This is a genomic window from Pseudoxanthomonas sp. PXM02, from assembly GCF_014851805.1.
GTDB lineage: Bacteria > Pseudomonadota > Gammaproteobacteria > Xanthomonadales > Xanthomonadaceae > Pseudoxanthomonas_A.
In genome coordinates, this window is record NZ_JACVAK010000002.1 from 693859 (window position 1) to 712974 (window position 19116).

At 67.6% G+C, this 19116-nt stretch carries 15 protein-coding genes; 8 read left to right on the plus strand and 7 right to left on the minus strand.

Translation table 11 applies throughout. The features are described 5' to 3' along the window. The first annotated feature begins 45 nt into the window (after positions 1–45). From IB225_RS12015 to IB225_RS12025, 3 genes are all read left to right on the plus strand, one after another. Positions 46–852, plus strand: coding sequence for an RNA methyltransferase (locus IB225_RS12015; RefSeq protein WP_192311459.1), 807 nt, complete (start codon positions 46–48; stop codon positions 850–852). Positions 853–938: 86 nt separating this feature from the next. Further along, entirely contained in the window at positions 939–1832 is an 894-nt protein-coding gene (locus IB225_RS12020; RefSeq protein WP_345776620.1) for a phosphate/phosphite/phosphonate ABC transporter substrate-binding protein, read from the plus strand. Further along, the gene (locus tag IB225_RS12025) at positions 1829–3949 is read left to right on the plus strand and encodes a GGDEF domain-containing protein (protein ID WP_192311461.1); all 2121 of its coding nucleotides are present in this window, start codon (positions 1829–1831) and stop codon (positions 3947–3949) included. Before IB225_RS12020 ends, IB225_RS12025 begins: the two co-directional genes overlap by 4 nt. A 119-nt stretch (positions 3950–4068) precedes the next feature. Here the strand turns inward: IB225_RS12025 and IB225_RS12030 are convergent, their stop codons facing one another. Continuing rightward, a complete protein-coding gene (locus tag IB225_RS12030; protein ID WP_192311462.1) occupies positions 4069–4695 on the minus strand; it encodes an exopolysaccharide biosynthesis protein in 627 nt (208 codons plus the stop codon). Between the two features lies 1 nt (position 4696). Further along, positions 4697–6004 carry a hemolysin family protein gene (locus IB225_RS12035; protein WP_192311463.1) on the minus strand — a complete coding sequence of 436 codons (1308 nt, stop codon included), beginning with the start codon at positions 6002–6004 and terminating at the stop codon, positions 4697–4699. Positions 6005–6282: 278 nt separating this feature from the next. Here IB225_RS12035 and IB225_RS12040 point away from each other — a divergent pair, with 278 nt between their 5' ends. Both IB225_RS12040 and IB225_RS12045 read left to right on the plus strand, forming a co-directional pair. Beyond that, positions 6283–6909 (plus strand): DUF47 family protein, encoded by a 627-nt coding sequence (locus IB225_RS12040; RefSeq protein WP_192311464.1) that lies wholly within the window; start codon positions 6283–6285, stop codon positions 6907–6909. Positions 6910–6921: 12 nt separating this feature from the next. Further along, a complete protein-coding gene (locus IB225_RS12045) occupies positions 6922–8043 on the plus strand; it encodes an inorganic phosphate transporter (RefSeq protein WP_192311465.1) in 1122 nt (373 codons plus the stop codon). A 75-nt stretch (positions 8044–8118) separates the two neighbouring features. Here IB225_RS12045 and IB225_RS12050 read toward each other — a convergent pair whose 3' ends face one another. Then, complete coding sequence (locus IB225_RS12050; RefSeq protein WP_162337556.1) at positions 8119–8529, minus strand: hypothetical protein; 411 nt, start codon at positions 8527–8529, stop codon at positions 8119–8121. Positions 8530–8570: 41 nt separating this feature from the next. Between IB225_RS12050 and IB225_RS12055 the strand changes: the two genes are divergently transcribed. Further along, positions 8571–8909 carry an MGMT family protein gene (locus IB225_RS12055; protein ID WP_192311466.1) on the plus strand — a complete coding sequence of 113 codons (339 nt, stop codon included), beginning with the start codon at positions 8571–8573 and terminating at the stop codon, positions 8907–8909. A gap of 43 nt (positions 8910–8952) precedes the next feature. Beyond that, on the plus strand, positions 8953–9618 hold the full coding sequence (locus tag IB225_RS12060; RefSeq protein ID WP_192311467.1) for a rhomboid family intramembrane serine protease: 666 nt from the start codon (positions 8953–8955) through the stop codon (positions 9616–9618). 81 nt (positions 9619–9699) lie between these two features. On the opposite strand, the gene IB225_RS12065 is transcribed toward IB225_RS12060, so the two are convergent. Further along, the gene (locus tag IB225_RS12065) at positions 9700–11721 is read right to left on the minus strand and encodes a M13 family metallopeptidase (RefSeq protein ID WP_192311468.1); all 2022 of its coding nucleotides are present in this window, start codon (positions 11719–11721) and stop codon (positions 9700–9702) included. 207 nt (positions 11722–11928) lie between these two features. After that, a complete protein-coding gene (locus IB225_RS12070) occupies positions 11929–14010 on the minus strand; it encodes a M13-type metalloendopeptidase (protein ID WP_192311895.1) in 2082 nt (693 codons plus the stop codon). Positions 14011–14194: 184 nt separating this feature from the next. On the opposite strand from IB225_RS12070, the gene IB225_RS12075 reads away from it, so the two are divergent. Beyond that, a complete protein-coding gene (locus tag IB225_RS12075; RefSeq protein WP_192311469.1) occupies positions 14195–15568 on the plus strand; it encodes an MBL fold metallo-hydrolase in 1374 nt (457 codons plus the stop codon). A gap of 24 nt (positions 15569–15592) precedes the next feature. Here IB225_RS12075 and IB225_RS12080 read toward each other — a convergent pair whose 3' ends face one another. Continuing rightward, positions 15593–17302, minus strand: a complete 1710-nt coding sequence (locus tag IB225_RS12080; protein WP_192311470.1) for a CHASE2 domain-containing protein — start codon at positions 17300–17302, stop codon at positions 15593–15595. Then, positions 17299–18945, minus strand: coding sequence for a FecR domain-containing protein (locus tag IB225_RS12085; protein ID WP_192311471.1), 1647 nt, complete (start codon positions 18943–18945; stop codon positions 17299–17301). Before IB225_RS12085 ends, IB225_RS12080 begins: the two co-directional genes overlap by 4 nt. Between the last annotated feature and the right edge of the window lie 171 nt (positions 18946–19116).

The window sequence follows — 19116 nt, forward strand, 5'->3', positions numbered from 1 at the left end:
CAGCACGGCGCGAAGACCGGCCCGCGCAGTTTACCATTTGCCCCCATGAATACGCCCGTTTCCGTCATCAATCCCCCCTCCCTGGCCGCTGCCGCCCGTCTGCGCGTGGTGCTCGTCGGCACCCAGCACCCTGGCAACATCGGCGCAGCCGCGCGCGCGCTGAAGACGATGGGGCTGGCCCGTCTGGTGCTGGTCGCCCCCGAGGACTACCCCACGGACGAGGCCTACCGGCGCGCCGCCGGTGCCGACGACCTGCTGGGCGATGCCCCGGTGGTGGCCACGCTGGCCGAGGCTGTCGCCGATTGCCATCTTGTCCTCGGCTGCACCGCGCGCAGCCGCCGCGTCCAGTTGGAGGAGCACGCGCCCCGACAGGCCGCCGCGCTGGCGGTGGGTCGGGCGGCGGGCGGCGGCGAGGTGGCACTGGTGTTCGGCCGCGAACGCACCGGCCTGACCAACGAGGAACTGCAGCTCTGCCATGCGGCCGTGCATATCCCGGCCAACCCCGAGTACAGCTCGCTCAACCTGGCGGCGGCCGTGCAGGTGTTGGCCTACGAACTGAGGTTGGCGCTGCTGGAAGGCGTTGCGCCGGCGCCCGCGGAGGCGGTGCACCCGGACGAAGTTCCCGCCAGCCATGCCCACCTGGAAGGGTTCTTCGCCCAACTCGGCGACACGCTGGACGCGATCGATTTCCACAAGGGCCGCACCCCGGACTCGGCGATGCGCAAATTGCGCCGGCTGTTCGCCAAGGCCGACATGACCGAGCAGGAGGTGCGCCTGCTGCGCGGCATTCTGGCCGATGCCCAGCGCATGGCCCGGCTGGCGGGCCAGGGCGGAGCCGGATCACTGTCTTGAACCCGCGTTTTCCGATAGGCTGCCGCCATCGTTCTGGCGGGCGCCCATCGTTGCGTACAACCTGGTTCCGCCTGGCGCTGGCCGCGATCAGTGCCGCCCTGATTCCTGCCACGGTCGCCCCGGCCAGTGCCGCCGGCGACGAACGCGTCCTGGTGCTGGGACGCATCAGTGACGACCCCAAGGCGCATTACGAACAGCTCAAGCCGCTGCTGGACTACGTGGTCCCGCGGATGCGCGACGTCGGCATCACCGAAGGCCGCATCCTGATGGCGCGCGATGCCCAGCAGATGACCAGCTACCTGCGGCGTGGCCGGGTGGACTGGGTCACCGAGACCGCCGGTACCGGCATGCGCCTGCAGGAGCGCGCCGGTGCGCGCCCGATGCTGCTGACCGAGCGCGGCGGCGTGAGCCGCTACCACGGCGTGTTCTTCGTTCGCCGCGACAGTGGCCTGGAGCGGCTCGCGGACCTGAAGGGCCGCACCGTCGCCTTCCAGAACACGGCCTCGACCAGCGCCTACTTCGCGCCGTCGGTGGCGCTGCTGGATGCCGGTCAGCGCATGGAGATCCTGCTTTCACCGATGGACCGTCCGTCCGCCGATTCGGTGGGTTACGTCTTCGCGCGCTCCGAGCTCAACATCGCCGCCTGGGTGCACAAGCGGCTGGTCGATGCCGGGGTGGTCAGCAACCTCGACTGGGAGGACGTGCGCCGGATGCCGCCCGCCTTCCGGCGCGATTTCCGCGTGATCCACGAGACGCAGGACTTCCCGCGCGCGCTGGAGATGGTCCGCGGTGACCTGGATCCGAAGATCGAGGCGCGCCTGCGTGAGGTGCTGTTGGACGCTGCGAACGATCCGGCCGCACGCGACGCGCTGAATGTCTTCTTCCGTACCACCCGCTTCCTGCCGGTGGACCCGGCATCGCAGCAGGCGCTGGACGACTTGCGCCGCGGCGTGACCCGCGTCAGGGAGCAGGTCGAATGATGCCGATGAAGTTCGGCCTGCAGGCGCGCTTCCTGGCGGCCATGACGATCATGCTGGTGGTCGTGATCGCCCTGCTGGGCACGCTGCTGCACAGGCAGAAGGTGATGCAGCAGGAAGTCGCCGACCTAGGGCGCGAGGCCATGCATGGCATGGTCGAGGACAGCCTGCGTCGCCACGGCGAAGCCACCGTCGACCAGTTGGGCGATGCACTCGCCAATCCGCTGTACTACTTCGACCTGGACACGATCGGCAGCATCGTGCGGTCGGCGCAGAAAGAGCCCGACGTCAGCTACGTGCTGGTGTACGACAACCAGGGCCGGATCATCCACGACGGCACGGCCGATATCGCCGTGTACGGCCAGACGATGACCGATCCGCTGGCCTATGAAGCGGTGAATGCGCGCAGCATGCACACGCAGTGGTCGGCGCAGATCGTGGATGTGTCCGAGCCGATCATGATCGGCAGCGAGCGCATCGGCGGCGTGCGGGTGGGCTATTCGGTGGCTTCGGTGCGCGCCTACGAAGAGAAGGCGATCAACGAAGCGCGCACACGGCTCAACGAACTGGGCGCGCGCCACCTCGGCTGGATCGCGCTGCTGCTGCTGGCCCTGGTGGCGGTCTGCGTGGCGATCATGCTGTACGCGCAGCGCACGCTGGTCCGCCCGATCCGCCAGCTGGCGCGTGCTGCCCACGACATCGAGGTGGGAAACTACAACGGCGAGCGCATGTCCAGCGAGCGCCAGGACGAAGTCGGCGAGCTCGTCCGCGCGTTCGGCACGATGAGCGACAGCATCGCGCGGCACGATCGCGACGTGCGGCGCATGGCCTACACCGACTCGCTGACCGGCCTGACAAACCGCCTGGCCTTCCGCGAAAGCCTGGACCATCGCCTGATGATGCTGCGCGGCGCCGGCCGCCAGCTGGCGCTGCTGTTCGCCGACATCGACGACTTCAAGCGCGTCAATGACACGCTGGGCCACGAGGCCGGCGACGAAGTGCTGCAGCAGTTCGCGCACCGCATCCGCGATGCGGTGGAAACGATGGGCGGCGACGACGCACTGCTGGCGCGCTTCGGCGGTGACGAGTTCGTGATCCTGATCCAGGACGGCGACGTGCGCGGCAGCGCCACCCGCCTGGCCGAAAAGCTGGTGGCCGAACTGGGACGTCCGATCGTCGTGCAGGAGCGCCAGGTCTTCCTCGGTACGTCCATCGGCATCACCCTGTTCCCGGAAGACGCTTCCGGTGCGACCGCGCTGATGAAGAACGGCGACATCGCGATGTACCAGGCGAAGGTCGCGGGCAAGAACTGTTACCGCTTCTACAGTCGTGCGATGGACCAGGCCGTGGAGCGCCGCGTGCGGATGGAGCAGGAACTGCGCGGCGCCTGGGAGCGCGGCGAATTGAGCCTGATGTACCAGCCGGTGTTCCGGATGGCCGACAGCCGGATCGTCGGCGCGGAAGCGCTGCTGCGCTGGCAGCATCCGGAGCTCGGTATGGTCGCGCCGTCGGTGTTCATCGATGTGGCGGAGCAGAGCGGGCTGATCGAGAGCATCGGTCCACGCGTTCTGCGCGCCGCGTGTACCGCCGCCGCGCGCTGGGGCGGTGATCGCGACGCGATGGAGCCGCTGTTCGTCTCCGTCAACGTGTCGCCCCGACAGCTGCGCAACGGTGATCTCCCTGACGTGGTCGCCGAGTGCCTCCGCGATACGGGTTTGGCCGCGTCGCGCCTGCACCTGGAGCTCACCGAGACGGCCGTCATCAGCGACGAAGCGCATGCCAGCGCGCTGCTGGCCACGCTGCACCGGACTGGTGTGAAGGTCTGGCTGGATGATTTCGGTACCGGCTTCTCGGGGCTGAGCCACCTGCGCCGCGTGCCGGTCGACGGCGTGAAGATCGACCGCAGCTTCATCGCCGACATGTTGCGCGACCCCGACGACCTGGCGCTGACCACCGCGATCATCGCGATGGCGCATTCGCTGGGCATCACCGTGGTGGCCGAAGGCGTGGAGAAGGAAGGCCAGTTCAACCTGCTGCGCGAGCGTGGCTGCGACCTGGCGCAGGGCTACTGGCTGGGGTATCCGGTCACGGCGGCGGAGTTCGCGCAGTTGGTGGCGTGATCTACCCGCAAGGCTGTCTGTGAGAGCGACGTAAGTCGCGAGCTTTTTCTCATCGGCACGTCATCGCGACTTACGTCGCTCCCACATCCGACATGTCTATCGACGTCCTACGCGAAGACTCAGAACCACTTCGCGATCAGCGCAGTCAATGATTCAACCAGATTGCCGGACAGGAAGCCGAACACGACGACGGCGATGCCGCCGGCCACCCACGCCACCAGCAGCAGCGCGCCATCGCGTTCCAGCAGTGCGAGTGCGAACAGCAGCAACAGGATGCCGAACACGTAGTTGGTGAACGGGATCGGCAGCGCCAGCAGGATGCCGAGCAGGATCAGCAGCAGGCCGGTGAAGCTCAGGGCGACGCGGTTGTCGACGAAGCCGCCCATGCGGGGACGCACGAGCTTTTCGAGGCGTCGCAGCCACGGCGCCATGCGCTGGCGGAAGCGCATCATCGCGCTGCGGTGCGGACCACGCTGGGCGAGGAAGCCGGGCAGCCAGACCTTGCGCATGCCCAGCAGCAACTGCACGCCCACCAGGATCACCATGGGGCCGCCCACCGCGCCGCCGACGCCGGGCACGGGAATGAAGGCCGGCAGCACGCCGATGAAGAGCAGCATGCCGAAGGCGGCGGGGCCGAAATCCTTCAGCAGGTCGCCGATGCGCAACACCTCGTCCGGATCGCCGGCGGCAAAGCCGTCGAGCAACGTGGCGGTGCTGGTATGTCGTGGTGCGTCGTCGGCGGACATGTCAGACCGCCAGGTCTTCGCCGTCGGTCTCGGGCAGTTTCTGCAGCAGTAGTTTGTCGATGCGGGCGCCGTCCAGGTCGACCACCTCGAAGCGCCAGCCCGCCCAATCCAGTCGCTCGCCGACATGCGGGATGCGGCCGAAGCGTTCGATCATCATGCCCGCGACGGTGTTGTACTCGTCGTCGTCCGGCAATGCCACGCCACCCAGCAGTTCGCGCAGGTCGTCGTTGGGCAGAGAGCCGTCCACCAGTAGCGAGCCATCGTCGCGGACCACCACCAGCGGCGCGTCTTCCGTGTTCTCGGCGGCCTGCAGGCGACCGACCACGGCGCCCATCAGGTCGCTCTGCGTCACCAGACCCTGGATCTCGCCGTACTCGTCGACGACCAGTGCCAGCGACTGCTGTTCTTCGCGGAAGATCTCCAGCAGTTTCATCGCATGCGTGGATTCGGACACGAACAGCGGTTCACGCAGTTTGATGAAGAGGTCCGGTTGGGCCACGCCAAAGCGGTCGAGCAGGGACTTCACTTCCAGGATGCCGACCACATCCTGGTCGTTGCCGCGATAGACCGGGAAGCGCGAGAACGCCGACTCGTGCATCGTCTGCAGGTTGTCTTCGTAGGGCGCCGCTGCATCCAGCCAGGTGATCTTCTTGCGTGGCGTCATCAGGCTGTCCGCGGTGCGGTCGCCGAGGCGCAGCACGCGGTTCATCATGTTGCGCTCGTCGGCGTCGATCACGCCTGCCTCGTGTCCTTCAGACACGAGCATGCGGATTTCCTCTTCGGTCACGGCTTCCTTGTTGTCGTCCGCCAGTCCAAAAACTCGCAGCACCAGACGCGTGCTGAAAGCGAGCAGGGCGACGGCAGGCGCGGTGATCCGGGCGAGCCAACCCATCGGCACTGCCACGAACCCCGCAATGGTCTCCGGGCGGGTGATAGCCAAGCGCTTGGGCACCAGTTCGCCGAAGATCAGGGTCAGGTAAGTAATCAACGCCACAGCAGCGCCGATGCCGATCTTGGGGGCGTAGGGCGCGGAGGCGGGAATGGTCGAGGCCAGCCAAGTGCCGATGGCGTTGCCGATGGCGTCGCCGCCGAACGTACCCGTCAACACGCCGATCAACGTGATGCCGATCTGCACGGTGGACAGGAAGTTCTCGGGCTTCTCGGACAGGTCCAGTGCGCGCTGGGCGCGATGGCTGGTCTGGGCCATCTGTTTCAGGCGGCTCTTGCGCGAGGTCATGACCGACATCTCGGACATGGCGAAGAAGCCGTTCAACAGCACCAAGGCGAATACGATGATCAGCTCAAGCACGGGAGCCTCCGTTCAATGCAGGGAGGGCCGGCGAGGCGGGCGGGGTCTGTCGCGGGGGACAGTGGGGGGAAGTAGGGTCGTCGTCCATAGGGTGCACCCGGAGGCGCCGGGCGAGTTTAGCAAACGGCCGGCCGGCGAACGCGTGAAACTGAACAAGACCTTCGGCGAATACGGGGCCCCGTGCGGGGTCTCCTTCGGGCCGGTCTGTCCGGAACAGTCATGAAACGGTCATAATTCCGCCCCTGAAGCCGTCCATCCCGTGACGGTGGGACCGCCCGATGTTCTCCCTCCAGACGATCTTCGGCTCCGGCCAGCAGTTCTACACGCTGTTGGACGAGGCCGCCCAAGCCGCCCACGACAGCACCAAGGCCCTGCACACCATGATGAAGGCCACCGACCGCCAGCCGGCGCTCGATGCCTTCAAGCTGGCCCGCCTGCGCGAGCGCGCCGCCTCGGACAAGATCGGCAAGGCACTGGTCGACAGCTTCATCACCCCGATCGAGCGCGAGGACATCGAAGCCCTCGGCTCGGCGCTGTACAAGATTCCCAAGCAGGTCGAGAAGTTCGCCGACCGCTACTCGCTGGCCATCCAGCACCTGGAAGGCATCGACTTCGCGCCGCGCGCGGCGATGCTGGAGCAGGCGGCCAGCGTCGTGGTCGAGATGGTCCACGAGATCAAGAAGATGAACATCGATCGCATGACCTCGCTCAACGAGAAGTTGCGCGCGATCGAGAATGAGGCCGACCGGCTGATGCTGGAGCTCTACCGCGACATCTACTCCGGCCGCCTGGACCACCTGCAGATGTTCCTGCTGAAGGAGTTCTTCGAGATCCTGGAGAAGGCCATCGACCGCTGCCGCGAGGCCGGCGTGGTGGCGTACCAGATCGTCCTCAAGAACAGCTGACGGGTCGCGCCCATGCTTACGCTCGTGCTGGTGGTGATCTTCGCCGCGCTCGTCTTCGAGTTCATCAACGGCTTCCACGACACCGCCAACTCCATCGCCACGGTCGTCGCGACCAAGGTGCTGTCGCCGGGCCAGGCGGTGATGCTGGCGGCGGTGATGAACCTGATCGGCGCGTTGACCGGCACCGCGGTCGCCAAGACGATCGCCTCGGGCCTGGTCGACACCAACGTCGTGCAGGTGACCTCGCAGGTGATCCTGTGCGCGCTGCTCGGCGGCATCATCTGGAACCTGATCACCTGGTGGAAGGGCCTGCCGTCGTCGTCCTCGCACGCGCTGATCGGCGGCCTGTGCGGCGCCGCGCTGGCCGCGGCGCACAACGACTGGGGTGCGCTGATCTGGTCGCAGGCGGCCGGCGACTGGACCCAGAACAAGGGCATCCTGTGGAAGGTCGTGCTGCCGATGATCTCGTCGCCGGTCGCGGGCTTCCTGCTCGGTATCGTGGTGATGGTCGCCCTGTGGGGATTGATCGCGCTGCTGGTCCGCATCGGCGGCTGGCTGGGCCGGCTGGCACGCCCGCACTTCGTCAACAAGTTCTTCGGCAAGGCGCAGATCCTGTCGGCGGCCTACATGGGCTATGCGCACGGCCACAACGATGCACAGAAGACGATGGGTATCATCGCGCTGACGCTGTTCGGCGCCGAGGCCAGCGGTGCGCTGGACGACCTGCCGAACTGGCTGGCCTTCCTGCATCCCGGTAGTGGCGGCGAGCAGGACATCGCCATGTGGATCGTCATCACCTGCGCCATCGTGATGGCGCTGGGCACGGCGTCGGGCGGCTGGAAGATCATCAAGACGCTCGGCCACAAGATGGTGAAGCTGCATCCGATCAACGGTTTCGCCGCGGAAACCAGCTCGGCCACGATCCTGACTGTGGCGGCGCACTTCGGCATGCCGGTGTCCACCACGCACAGCATCTCCACCGCCATCATGGGCGTGGGCTTTGCCAAGAACCCGCGCGCGCTGAAGTTCAGCGTGATCGAACGCATCCTGTGGGCGTGGGTGCTGACGATTCCGGCCGCCGGCGGCATCGCCTACGGCTTGCTGCGCCTGCTGGAGTCGATCGGCTGGGCGTGATGCATCCGCGCATGAGATGAAACGAAAAACGCCGGGCAAGCCCGGCGTTTTCTTTTGACCGACAGCGGCGAGTCGTTACAGCAGGTCGCCTTCCGCCGACAGCGCACGCTCCATGCTGTCGCCCAGGCCGCCGATCTCCAGCACCAGCCGGTCGACTTCCGCCGGACTCAGGCTTTCGTACGGCCGGTTCTCGCACAGCTGCAGGTAGGGCACGCCGTCGAGTTCGCCGATGGCCAGGTAGCCCACGCTGCTCTGCCAGTTGAACTTCAGCGCGCGCTTGGCGTCGATGCCCGTCATCGGCGCAATCACCGTGCTGACACGCAGATAGCCACGCTCGTCGTCGTTGCCCAGCTCGGACAGGTAGATCGTCTGGTGCCGCTTGCCGTTGCCCAGCGAAAGCTCCACGCAGGCGACGTACGGGTCGTGCATGGTCACCTTGTAACCGGAAGAATTCAGATGGCCGCGGACCTGCTCGAAGTTGTGCATGGGATGCTCCCCTGTTGCCGTTGCCGCTATGCTAATCCGGCATGAGCGCCAAGTCTCCCGAAGATCGAATTCTTGCCGCAATCCGTGCGATACCGCACGGTCAGGTCGCCGGCTATGGCGAAGTGGCGCACCGCGCGGGCCTGCCGGGCCGCGCGCGACTGACCGCGCGCATCCTCAGCCAGAACGACGATCCTGCGCTGCCGTGGCATCGTGTGCTGCGCTCCGATGGCCGCATCGCGTTCCCGGAAGGTTCCAAAGCATTCCGGGAGCAGAGCCAGCGCCTGCGCGCCGAAGGCGTGAAGGTGGAGAACGGACGCGTGAAGCGGCCGCGCAAGGTGGACGATCTGGATGCGGCGCTGTGGGGTCCGGGCCGGCGTTAACGCGTGGCCCGTATGATGTGACGCGACCGTTCCGAGGATTGCCATGTTTCCCCGACTGACGCCTGCCGTGCAGGCCCTGCTGATCGCCAACGTGGCGGTGTTCCTGCTGCAGTTCTTCCTTGCAGACAGGGCGCTGGAATATTTCAAACTCTGGCCGGTGAGCGCGCTCGCGTCGTCGGCGGGCTACGGATTCCAGCCCTGGCAACTGCTGACCAGTGGCTTCATGCACGACGGCGTCATGCACCTGGCCTTCAACATGCTCGCGATCTGGATGTTCGGATCGGCGCTGGAGGAGCGCTGGGGCTACAAGTACTTCCTGACGTTCTTCCTCATCTGTGTGGTCGGCAGCAACCTGTGCCAGCTGCTGGTGAGCAGCGCGATGGTCGCCTGGGATGGATCGATCATCCGGACGGTGGGCGCATCGGGTGGCGTGTACGGCGTGCTGCTCGGGTTCGCGATGGTGTTTCCGGACCGGCGGATGGGCCTGTTTCCATTCCCCGTCGAAATTCCCGCGCGCACGCTGGTGATGATCTACGGCGCACTGGCGCTGTTCTATGGCGTCACGGGTACGGAAGCGGGCGTGGCGCACTTCGCGCATCTGGGCGGCATGCTTTTCGGATGGCTGGTGATCCGCTACTGGCGTGGCCAGCCGCCGTTCCGCAGGGGACCGCGCAAGCCCAAGCCGCCGAAGTTGCGCGTCGTCAAATAGATCGCACTGGCGACGTAAACAAAGCAAACAAAAACGGCGCGGAAATCCGCGCCGTTTTCTATTGCCGCCGGGGTTCCCGGCTCAGCGCCAGATGCGGATCTGCGCCGCTTCCTGCGCCTGCATCGGCTGGCCGGCCTTGCAGGTGAACGCCTGCGCGAACGATGGCTGCTGGACCAGCGGGCCGTTGGCGCGCCACTGGCCCGGAGCGTGCACGTCGACGGCAGCACGCTGCGCGGCTTCGGTTTCCGACAGGTTCTGCGCCCACAACGTGGCCCAGGCCTTGTAGAACGACTGCTTCGTCGCGGCATTCGCCTGCGGCTCGGCGGTGGCGAACGCATCCCATGCCAGCTCCACGCCGGCGAGGTCGGCAAGATTCTCGTCGCGGGTCAGCGCACCGTTGACCTTGACGTTCTTCAGGTCGGGGAAGGCGTAGGCGTTGTACTGCGCGACGACCTTGTCGCCCAGCGCATTCCACGCAGCCACGTCAGCCGGCGTCCACCAGTCGCGCAACTCGCCCTTCGCATCCACCATGCGGCCCTTGACGTCGAAGCCGCGGCTCAGCTCGTGGCCGACCAGCGCGCCGAACGCACCGTACTGCACGGCAGCCGGCTGTTTGGCGTCGAAGATTTCTTCCTGCAGCACGGCGGCGGTGACGATCAGGCGGTTCTGCGCCAGGTCGTACGCGAGTGCCGGCTGCTGCGGCAGCACGTCCCAGCGGCGGTCGGCGTTGCCCTTGCCGATGCGCTTCATCTCTTCGCGATGGCGCCAGGTCGACGCGATCAGCAGGTTGCCACCGAAGCTGCCACGGCCCATCGGCTGCACGCTGTAATCCAGGTCGCGCTTGGGCGTGCTGACTTCGATCTTCAGCTTGTCCAGCTTGGCCTTGGCTTCGGCTTTGGCCGTGTCGCTCAGCCAGGTGTTGCGCTCGATGCCGCGGCCGAGCGCATCGCGCACCTGGCCGGCGATCTGTTCGGCACGGCGCTTGTGGTCGGCCGGCACGTAGCGCTCGGCGTATTCCTTGCCCAGCATGGGGCCGGCGGCCAGGTTGATCGCGTCCAGCACCTGCTGCCAGCGCGGCGCGGGTGCGGTTTCGCCACGCAGCACGCGGCCACGGAAATCGAATTCGGCGTCGCGGAACGGCTTGGCCAGGTAAGGCGCCATCGCATCGCCCACGCGCCAGCGCAGGTAGGCCTTCCACTGGTCCGGCTTGAGGCTGCCGACCAGGCCGTCGAGGCGCTTGAACAGCGCCGGGTCGGCCATCGACACGGTGTCGTCGCTGACGCCCTGCGCCTTGAGGAAGGCATCGAGTTGCAGGTTGCGGTACTGCTTGCCCAGGTCCTTGGTCGGCACTGGGGCGTAGTTCGCGAATGGGCTGCGCAGGTCGACGATGGGCTTGGACACCTGCGCCAGCTTCGTCTCCACGTCGATGACCAGCGCCGATTCGGCGTCCAGCTTGGCGGCCGGCGTGCCGGTCAGCGCCAGCACCTGCTTCACGTAGGTGCGGTAGCGGCCCAGCAGTTCGCGCGTGTCGGCGTCGGTGCGGGTGTAGTAGGCCGGGTCGGGCAGGCCCAGGCCGCCCTGCATGAAGTAGCCGATGTGGCGGTCCAGCGCCTGCAGGTCCACGTCCGGGCTGAAGTTGAAGGCCACCGGGATGCCGACCTGGTGCAGCGCGGCGATGGCCGGCGCGACGTCCTTCGGCTTCTTGATGGCGTTGATGCGGTCCAGCAGCGGCGCGATCGGCTTGGAACCGTCGGCCTCCACGGCGGCTTCATCCAGGCCACTGGCCCAGAAGTCGCCCAGCAGTTTCTGCACGTTGCCTTGCGGCGCCTGCATCGCGCCGTCCAGCAGCGCGCGCTGCTGTTCCTGCGTCCGCGCGCGGAAGGCGCCCAGGATGCTGACGGCGCCGGCCTGGGCCGAGGCGGGGTTCTTCTTCAGCCAGTCGGCATTGGTGGCGGTGTAGAAGTCCGTGCACTGCGCGCTGACGGCCGGTGCGGCCGGCGCGCGTTTCCTGCGCTGCGCTTCGGCATCCGGGGCGCCTAGGGCGATGACGAGGGCGAAGGCGATCAGGGTGGGGCGGCCGAGAGCGTGGCGCGGACTGGGCATCAGGAACTTCCAGGGATCAGGGGTCGGGCGATTCTAGCAAGGGTGTCGTCACCGGCCCGAACACCGGTGGGCGGAATCCGGCGCCGCGTGGCGGCTTTTACGGGCTTGCGTCACAGGTCCTGCACGCGGCCCGATTCGCGGGAGCCCCGGAAAAGGAAAGGCCCGGACATGCCGGGCCTTTCCTGCATCACGAAGTGACGCGTGGCATCACCAGATCACGACCTGCTGGTCGCCGGTGCGCACCATGGCATCGCCCGCCTTGCACGAGAACGCGGCGGCGAACGTCGGCAGGTTGGACGGTGCACCGATCGCACGGAACTGCGCCGGGGCGTGCTCGTCGGTGGCGATGCGGTTCTTCAGCTCTTCCGGGGTGAAGTTGCGGCGCCACACGGTGGCCCAGTTGAGGAAGAAACGCTGGTCGCGGGTCAGGCCGTCGGTCTTCGGGTCCGGCGTGTCGCCAGCCGCCGCCTTCATCGCGTCGTACGCGGTCGCCAGGCCACCGAGGTCGGCGATGTTCTCGCCCAGCGTGTGGTTGCCGTTGATCGCCTGGCCCGCGTCGGTGCGGTAGCCGTTGAACTGCGCCACCAGCTTGCCCGTCAGCGCCTTGAAGCCCTTGGCGTCGGCGTCGCTCCACCAGTTCTCGAACTTGCCGGTGGCACCGAAGCGGCTGCCCTGGTCGTCGTAGCCGTGGGTCATCTCGTGACCGATCACCGCGCCGATGCCGCCGTAGTTCATTTCATCCGTGGCATTCGGGTCGAAGAACGGCGGCTGCAGGATGGCGGCCGGGAACACGATCTCGTTCTGCAGCGGGTTGTAGTACGCGTTGACCATCTGCGGCGGCATGCCCCACTCGGTGCGGTCGACCGGCTTGCCGATCTTGCCCAGGTTCCACTTGTAGTTGAACTCGGTGGCGGCCTGCACGTTGCCGTAGTAGCTGTCGCGGCTGGTGGCCAGGCCGGACCAGTCGCGCCACTTGTCGGGATAGCCGATCTTGGTGGTGAACGCGGCCTGCTTCTCCATGGCCTTGGCCTTGGTTTCGTCGCTCATCCACGCCAGGTTCTGGATGCGCGCCTTCAGCGCCGTGCCGAGGTTGGCGACCAGCGTTTCCATCTTCGCCTTGGATTCCGGCGTGAAAGCGACCTTGACGTACATCTGGCCGAGCGCTTCGCCGCTCTGTTCCTCGATGGTGCCCAGCACGCGCTTCCAGCGCGCCTCGATTTCCTTCTGGCCGCGCAGCGTCTTGTTGTAGAAGTTGAAACTCTCGTTGGCGAAGGCATTGCTCAGATACGGTGCGGCGCCATCGATGGTGTGGAAGCGCAGGTAGGCGCGCCACGCCGCCGGGTCGGTGTCGCCCAGCATCTTGCTCACTTCCTGATGGAAGGCCGGCACCGCCAGCGAGAACTTCTCCTGCGGCGCCACGCCCTGCGACTCGAAGAACTTCGTCCACGAGAAGTTCGGCGTCAGCTTGTCGGCGTCGGCCAGCGTCACCGGGTTGTAGTAGATGGACACGTCACGCGACATTTCCTCGCGCGACTTGGACGCCTTCGCCAGTCGGGTTTCGAACGCCATGATGTCGCCGGCCTGCTTCTGCGCGTCGGCGGTGGCGACGCCGGACAGTTCCAGCACCTTGGCGATGTGCTTCACGTACTCGTCGCGGATGGTCTTCTTGTCCGCATCGAAGTAGAAGTTCTTGTCCGGCAGGCCCAGGCCACCCTGGAAGGCGTAGGCCATGTTGGTGTCGGGCTTCTGGAAGTCGGCCTCGGCACCGAAGCCGAACAGGAAGGCCTGGCCCTTGGCGGCGCTCTGGTTGAGGTAGGCGACGATGGCGTCCTTGTCCTGCAGGCCGTCGATGGTCTTCAGCTCGGGAACGATCGGCTCGATGCCCTGCGCATTCGCCTTGGCTTCGTCCATGCCGGTCGACCACAGGTCGCCGACGATCTTCTCGACGCCGGTCGCGCCGGCGTGCGCGGCGGCCTGTTCGGCCAGCTGCTTCTGGATGGCGGTGGAGCGCTCGGCCAGCATTTCGAACGCGCCCCAGCTGGTGCGGTCGCTGGGAATGGCGTTGGCGGCTAGCCACTTGCCGTTGGCGTAACCGGCGAAGTCGGTGCAGGCGTTCTTGGTGGTGTCGAGGTCGCTGAGCTGGAAGCGGTTCACGCCCGGCAGGCTGCTCTCGTCCAGCTTCAGCTCCAGCGCGGCGGGCGCCTGGGCGGTGGCGGCATCGGCCGGCGCGGCTTCTTCCTTCTTGGCGCAGGCGGCGAGGGCGGCGGCCACGGCGACGGACAGCATCAGGATCTGGGGTTTGCGGGCAATCACGATCTACTCCGGCCCTGGGCAGGGCAATGAAAAAAGGAACCCCCGGGAGGGGGCGTGGCGGCGACTCTACGCCTGTCACTGTGAGGGCAGGTGTGTCGAAGGTCATGCCCGCGGGGGGCCTCAGCGGCCATACTGGCCACCTGGCAAGGAGGGAGGTCCCATGCAGGTCCATTTCCACGGCGCAGCGGGCGAAGTCACCGGATCGATGCATCTGGTCGAAGCGGCGGGTCAGCGCATCCTGCTGGATTGCGGGCTGATCCAGGGCAGCCGCGAAGCCGAGGAGCGCAACGCCGACCCGTTCCCGTTCGACCCGGCCACGCTCGACGCCGTGGTGCTGAGCCACGCCCATATCGACCACATCGGCCGCCTGCCGTTGCTGGTCAAGCGCGGGTTCCGCGGTCCCATCCACACGCAGGGCGCCAGCGCGGAGCTGCTGCCGATCATGTTGCTGGATGCCGCCTCGCTGCAGGAAGCCGACGCCGAGCGTGCCAACCGCCATCGCCGACGCGGCGAGCCGGAGGCGCAGCCGCTGTTCTCCGAGGACGACGTGCAGGCCACGATGCGGCAGGTGAAGCCGCTGCCCTACGACGAGCGGACGACCATCCTGCCCGGCGTGGACATCGCGCTGCGCGATGCCGGCCACATCCTCGGCTCGGCCATCGTCGAGCTGTGGGCCGACGGCCGCAAGCTGGTGTTCTCGGGCGACCTGGGGCCCAAAGGCACGCCGATCCTGCGTGACCCGGCGGTGGTGAAGCAGGCCGACCTGCTGCTGATGGAATCGACCTATGGCGACCGCAACCACCGCGACCGGCCCGAGACGATCCGCGAGCTGGGTGCGATCTTCGAACATGCCTGGCGCGACCGCGGCAACGTACTCATCCCGGCGTTCGCGGTAGGCCGCACGCAGGAACTGCTGTACTGGTTCGCGCGCCATTGGGACGCGTGGAAGCTGGAACGCTGGCGGATTTTCCTGGACAGCCCGATGGCGGCGAAGGTCATCGCTGTCTATGCGCGCCACCATGGTCTGTTCGACGAGGATGCGCGCCGCGTATGGGCGCAGTCGCCGAACCCGTTCCGCCTGCCCAACCTGCATGTGGTGGAAACCACGCAGCAGTCGATGGCGATCAACCAGATCGAGGGCGGCGCGATCATCATCGCCGGCTCCGGCATGGCCAATGGCGGACGCATCCAGCACCACCTTCGAAACAACCTGGGACGACGCAACGCGCATGTCGTGTTCGTCGGCTACCAGTCCGAGGGCACGCTGGGCCGACGCCTGGTGGACGGTGCGCAGTGGGTGCGCATCCACGGACGCGACTATCGCGTCAACGCGCAGCGGCATACCGTCGGTGGGCTGTCGGCGCACACGGACCAGCAGGGTCTGCTGGCGTGGTACGGCAATTTCCAGCCCGCGCCGCCGCTGGTGCTGGTGCATGGCGAAGACCGCGCGCGCGAGGCGCTGGCGGGCGAGATCGGCGAGCGCCATGGCGTGCCGGTGGACCTGGCACGGCCGGGCATGGTGGTGGATGTCTGAGCGCGCGTCGCGCGCGGGTGTGCGTCAGGTGCGCTGGACGGGCGTGCCGACCGGTTCCTGTTCGCCGGTATGGCTGAAGCTGCGGTTGCGGCCGGCCTGCTTGGCGCGGTAGAGCGCGGCGTCGGCACGGTCGAACACGTCCTCCGGACCCGCGTCATCGCCACTTACGTAGGTGTGGATGCCGACACTGGCAGTGAACGGCGGCGGCGCACTGGCATTGGCTCCGTGCGGCTTGCGCCCGTGCTGGGCCAGGTCGACGTGGATCGTGGTCGCGATGGTCGCGGCCGCCTGTGCGGAGGTCTCCGGCAGCAGTACCGCGAACTCGTCGCCGCCCAGGCGGGCAACCAGGTCGCGTGGACGGCGTGCGCGGCTGCGCAGGATGCGACCCAGCGCCTTCAGCGCGGCGTCGCCGGCCGCATGGCCCTGGGTGTCGTTGAGCTGCTTGAAGTGGTCGATGTCCATCACCAGCAGCGACAGCGGCTGGCCACTGCGGCGCGCGATGCGCAGTTCATGGTCCAGCGCGTGGTCGAAGCGGCTGCGGTTGGCCAGTCCGGTAAGGGCGTCGGACTGTGCCTGCTGATGGGTGCGACGCAGCAGCCGGTAGACCCACAGCGACGCGCCGAGGGCCAGCACCAGCAGGGCCGGCACCGGCGATGACCAGACGTGGCCATAGCGGAGCAGCAGCACCGACAGCAGCAGCGCGCCCGCCATCGTCAGCACGGTCGGCCGCCAGATGCGGCGCAGGCCCGGCAGCAGTGACAGCAGCAGCGGCAACGCGGCGAGCAGGGCCGCCAGCACCGCCTGCCAGCCTTCGGAGATGGGCGTGATCGCGGCGCGCTTCAGCAGGGTGTTGAGCAGGTTGGCCTGGTAGTCGGTGCCACTCATGCTGGCCGTGGGCGGCTGGCCGGGCGCGCGAGCCACCGGGCCCATGCCGGTCGCGCTGACGCCCACGAGGATCCAGTTGCCGCGCAACAGCGTGGCCGGAATGCGCTGGTTGAGCACATCGGTGTACGACACGTGGCGGAACGCGTTCGGCGGCGAGGTGAACGGCACGCGGACTTCGTAGTCGCGCACCCACACGTACGGCGAGACCGGGTCCAGGCCGGTGGTCACCAGGCGGCGGCCGGGCAGCTCCGCATTGGCGCCCGCAGGCTGGTCCATCTGCAGCAGCGCGAGCGCAAGCCCGGGCCAGTGCGGTGAACCCAGGCCGGCGCGCAGGTAGGCGTTGCGCGCCACGCCATCGTCGTCCAGCGCCATTTCGGCGTGGCCCAGCGAGGCGGCCGACGCGGCGAACTCCGGGATGGGCATCAGTTCGACGGTGGAACTGTTGAGCTGGACCGGCTCGGCCAGCACCGGCAGCACCACCCGACCGCTGCGGCTGATCGCACGCGCCAGCAAGGCATCGCCTTCCGGATCGAACAGCGCCGGTTCGGACAGCAGCACATTGAAGGCGATGCCCTTCACGTCGGTCAGGCGCAGGCGATCGACCAACTGTGCATGGGTGCGGCGCGACCATGGCCAGCGACCGAGTTCGGCCAGGCTCTTCTGGTCGATGTCGACCACCACAATGCGCGGATCGGCCTCGGGTGCGGCACCCAGCACCAGCCGGTCATAGACCCAGGCATCCAGCGGCGCAGTGACGCCGGACAGGGTCACCAGGATCGCGAGCGCGGCCGCGCCCACCGCCGTCAGCAGGCGGGGTTTCCATTTCGGCGTGGGCGTGGTGGTGCTCACAGGGCCAGCAGTATGAGCAATGCGCCGGCTCCGGCGCCAATCCGGCACCAGCGACATGGGACATCGATCACTTGCGGGGCCGGGAAGGGACCTTCGAAGCCATCCACGTCGATGGTCTGGGCACGCAGGTACCAGGTGCCGGAACGCAGCCTGGGCAGGGTGACCTGGGCTTCGTCGACGACCTGGTCGACCTGGAGCGTGCTGAAGTCCGGGGTGCGCGACATCTGGAAACGGTAGCGCTGGCCGGGCTGGCCCGCCGCCCAGCGGAACGTCACCTCGCGGGTGTCGCCGGTGGCCGCGCCCGTTCCCTCGAACTCGGTGACGTCGGCCATCGGGCGGACGGTGAACGCCACGCGGTCGCCGAAGGGGCCGGCTTTGCCGGCGCCGTCCACGCTGCGGATGCGCCAGGCGTAGTCGCCGGGCGGCAGCGGCGTCGGCAGGCGGGCGGTAGTCGCGTGATCGACGCGGGCCTGGGCCACCGTCTGTGCGGCGGCGGTGACTTCGTAATCGTAAGCCTTGGCGCCGGGCGCCTGCGTCCAGCTCAGGACGACCTCGGGTGTGCGCACGACACCGGCCGCGGCCGGTGCGATCGAATAGGGCGGTGCGGGCTGGTCGTCGATCCTGAGCTCGGCGACGGCATCGCGTCCTTCGAGTCCGCTGGCGGCGATCGCACGCACGCGGATGAAGTACTGGCCCGCCTCCAACGCCGGCAGGGTGTAGTGGGGCGTGTCGCTTTCGACGTCCACCCGCAGGCTGTCGAATGCGCGCTGTCCGCTCACCTGGATGCGGTACTGCTGTGCGCCTTCGACGGCCGGCCAGGCCAGGTCGGGCCGGGCACTCTGCGACAGCGGTGCGATGCGCGACAGATCGGGTGCTGGCAGCAGCCGGACCGGTGCGACGACGGACTGCCCTTCCGCGACCACGGCACCGAAGCCGGGGCGCAGCAGCGCGCCGCGCTGGCGGGGTGCATTGACCGCCACGCGGCCTTCCAGCACTTCGGTCTGCGAGTGGGCTTCGCCCGCTTCCACCCGGAATTTCGTTCCCCGCACGGCGGACGATGCCGTGGGCGTGTCGACGATGAAGTTGGCGGCCGGGCCGTGGAGACGGCGCACGTCATTGCCGATCCTGCCGCGTTGCAGGCGCAGTCGGGTATCGGCCATGCCGGAGCGGCCGAAACGCGTCAGCCGGTCGAGCAGCAGTTCGCTGTCGCCGAGCAGCAGCAGGCGCGAACCGTCGGCGAACTGGAGGCTGAGTGACGCATCCGGAGATGTCCGCAGGCGCGCACCACTGGCCAGCGACATCCCCGGGGTTACCGGTGCGTCGCGACCGGTGGCCATGCGTGCGGTGGCGTCGCCCTGCAGGGCAATGACCTTGGCCGTCGCGGGTTGGCGGTCCAGCCACTGCAGCGGGATCCGCAGGGTGCTGCCGGGAGGAAGCTGGTAGGGATTCGCGATGCGGTTGTGTTCCTGCAGTCGCTGCCAGGGAATCGACGGCTTGAGGTAGGCGCCGGTCACGTCCCACAGCGTGTCGCCAGGCCGGACGCGGTAGACCCACTCCTGCGCCTGCACCGACCAGGACGCCAACAGGAGCAGCAACAGACCCCAGACACGCCATCCGCTCCGTTGGGTTGTCTGTCTCTGCATCGCCCGCTCCCGCGCCTGCCCGTGGAAAATGTTCATTCGGTCACAATTATAAGCGGGTCCGATGATGGCGCTGGCCGGTTACCGATCCTTTTCTCGTCACCTCACATTGAGCCGTAGGCGTGCTTACGGTCCTGCAGGCAAGACAGCCCACATACCGGCGTTGCGTAGCGC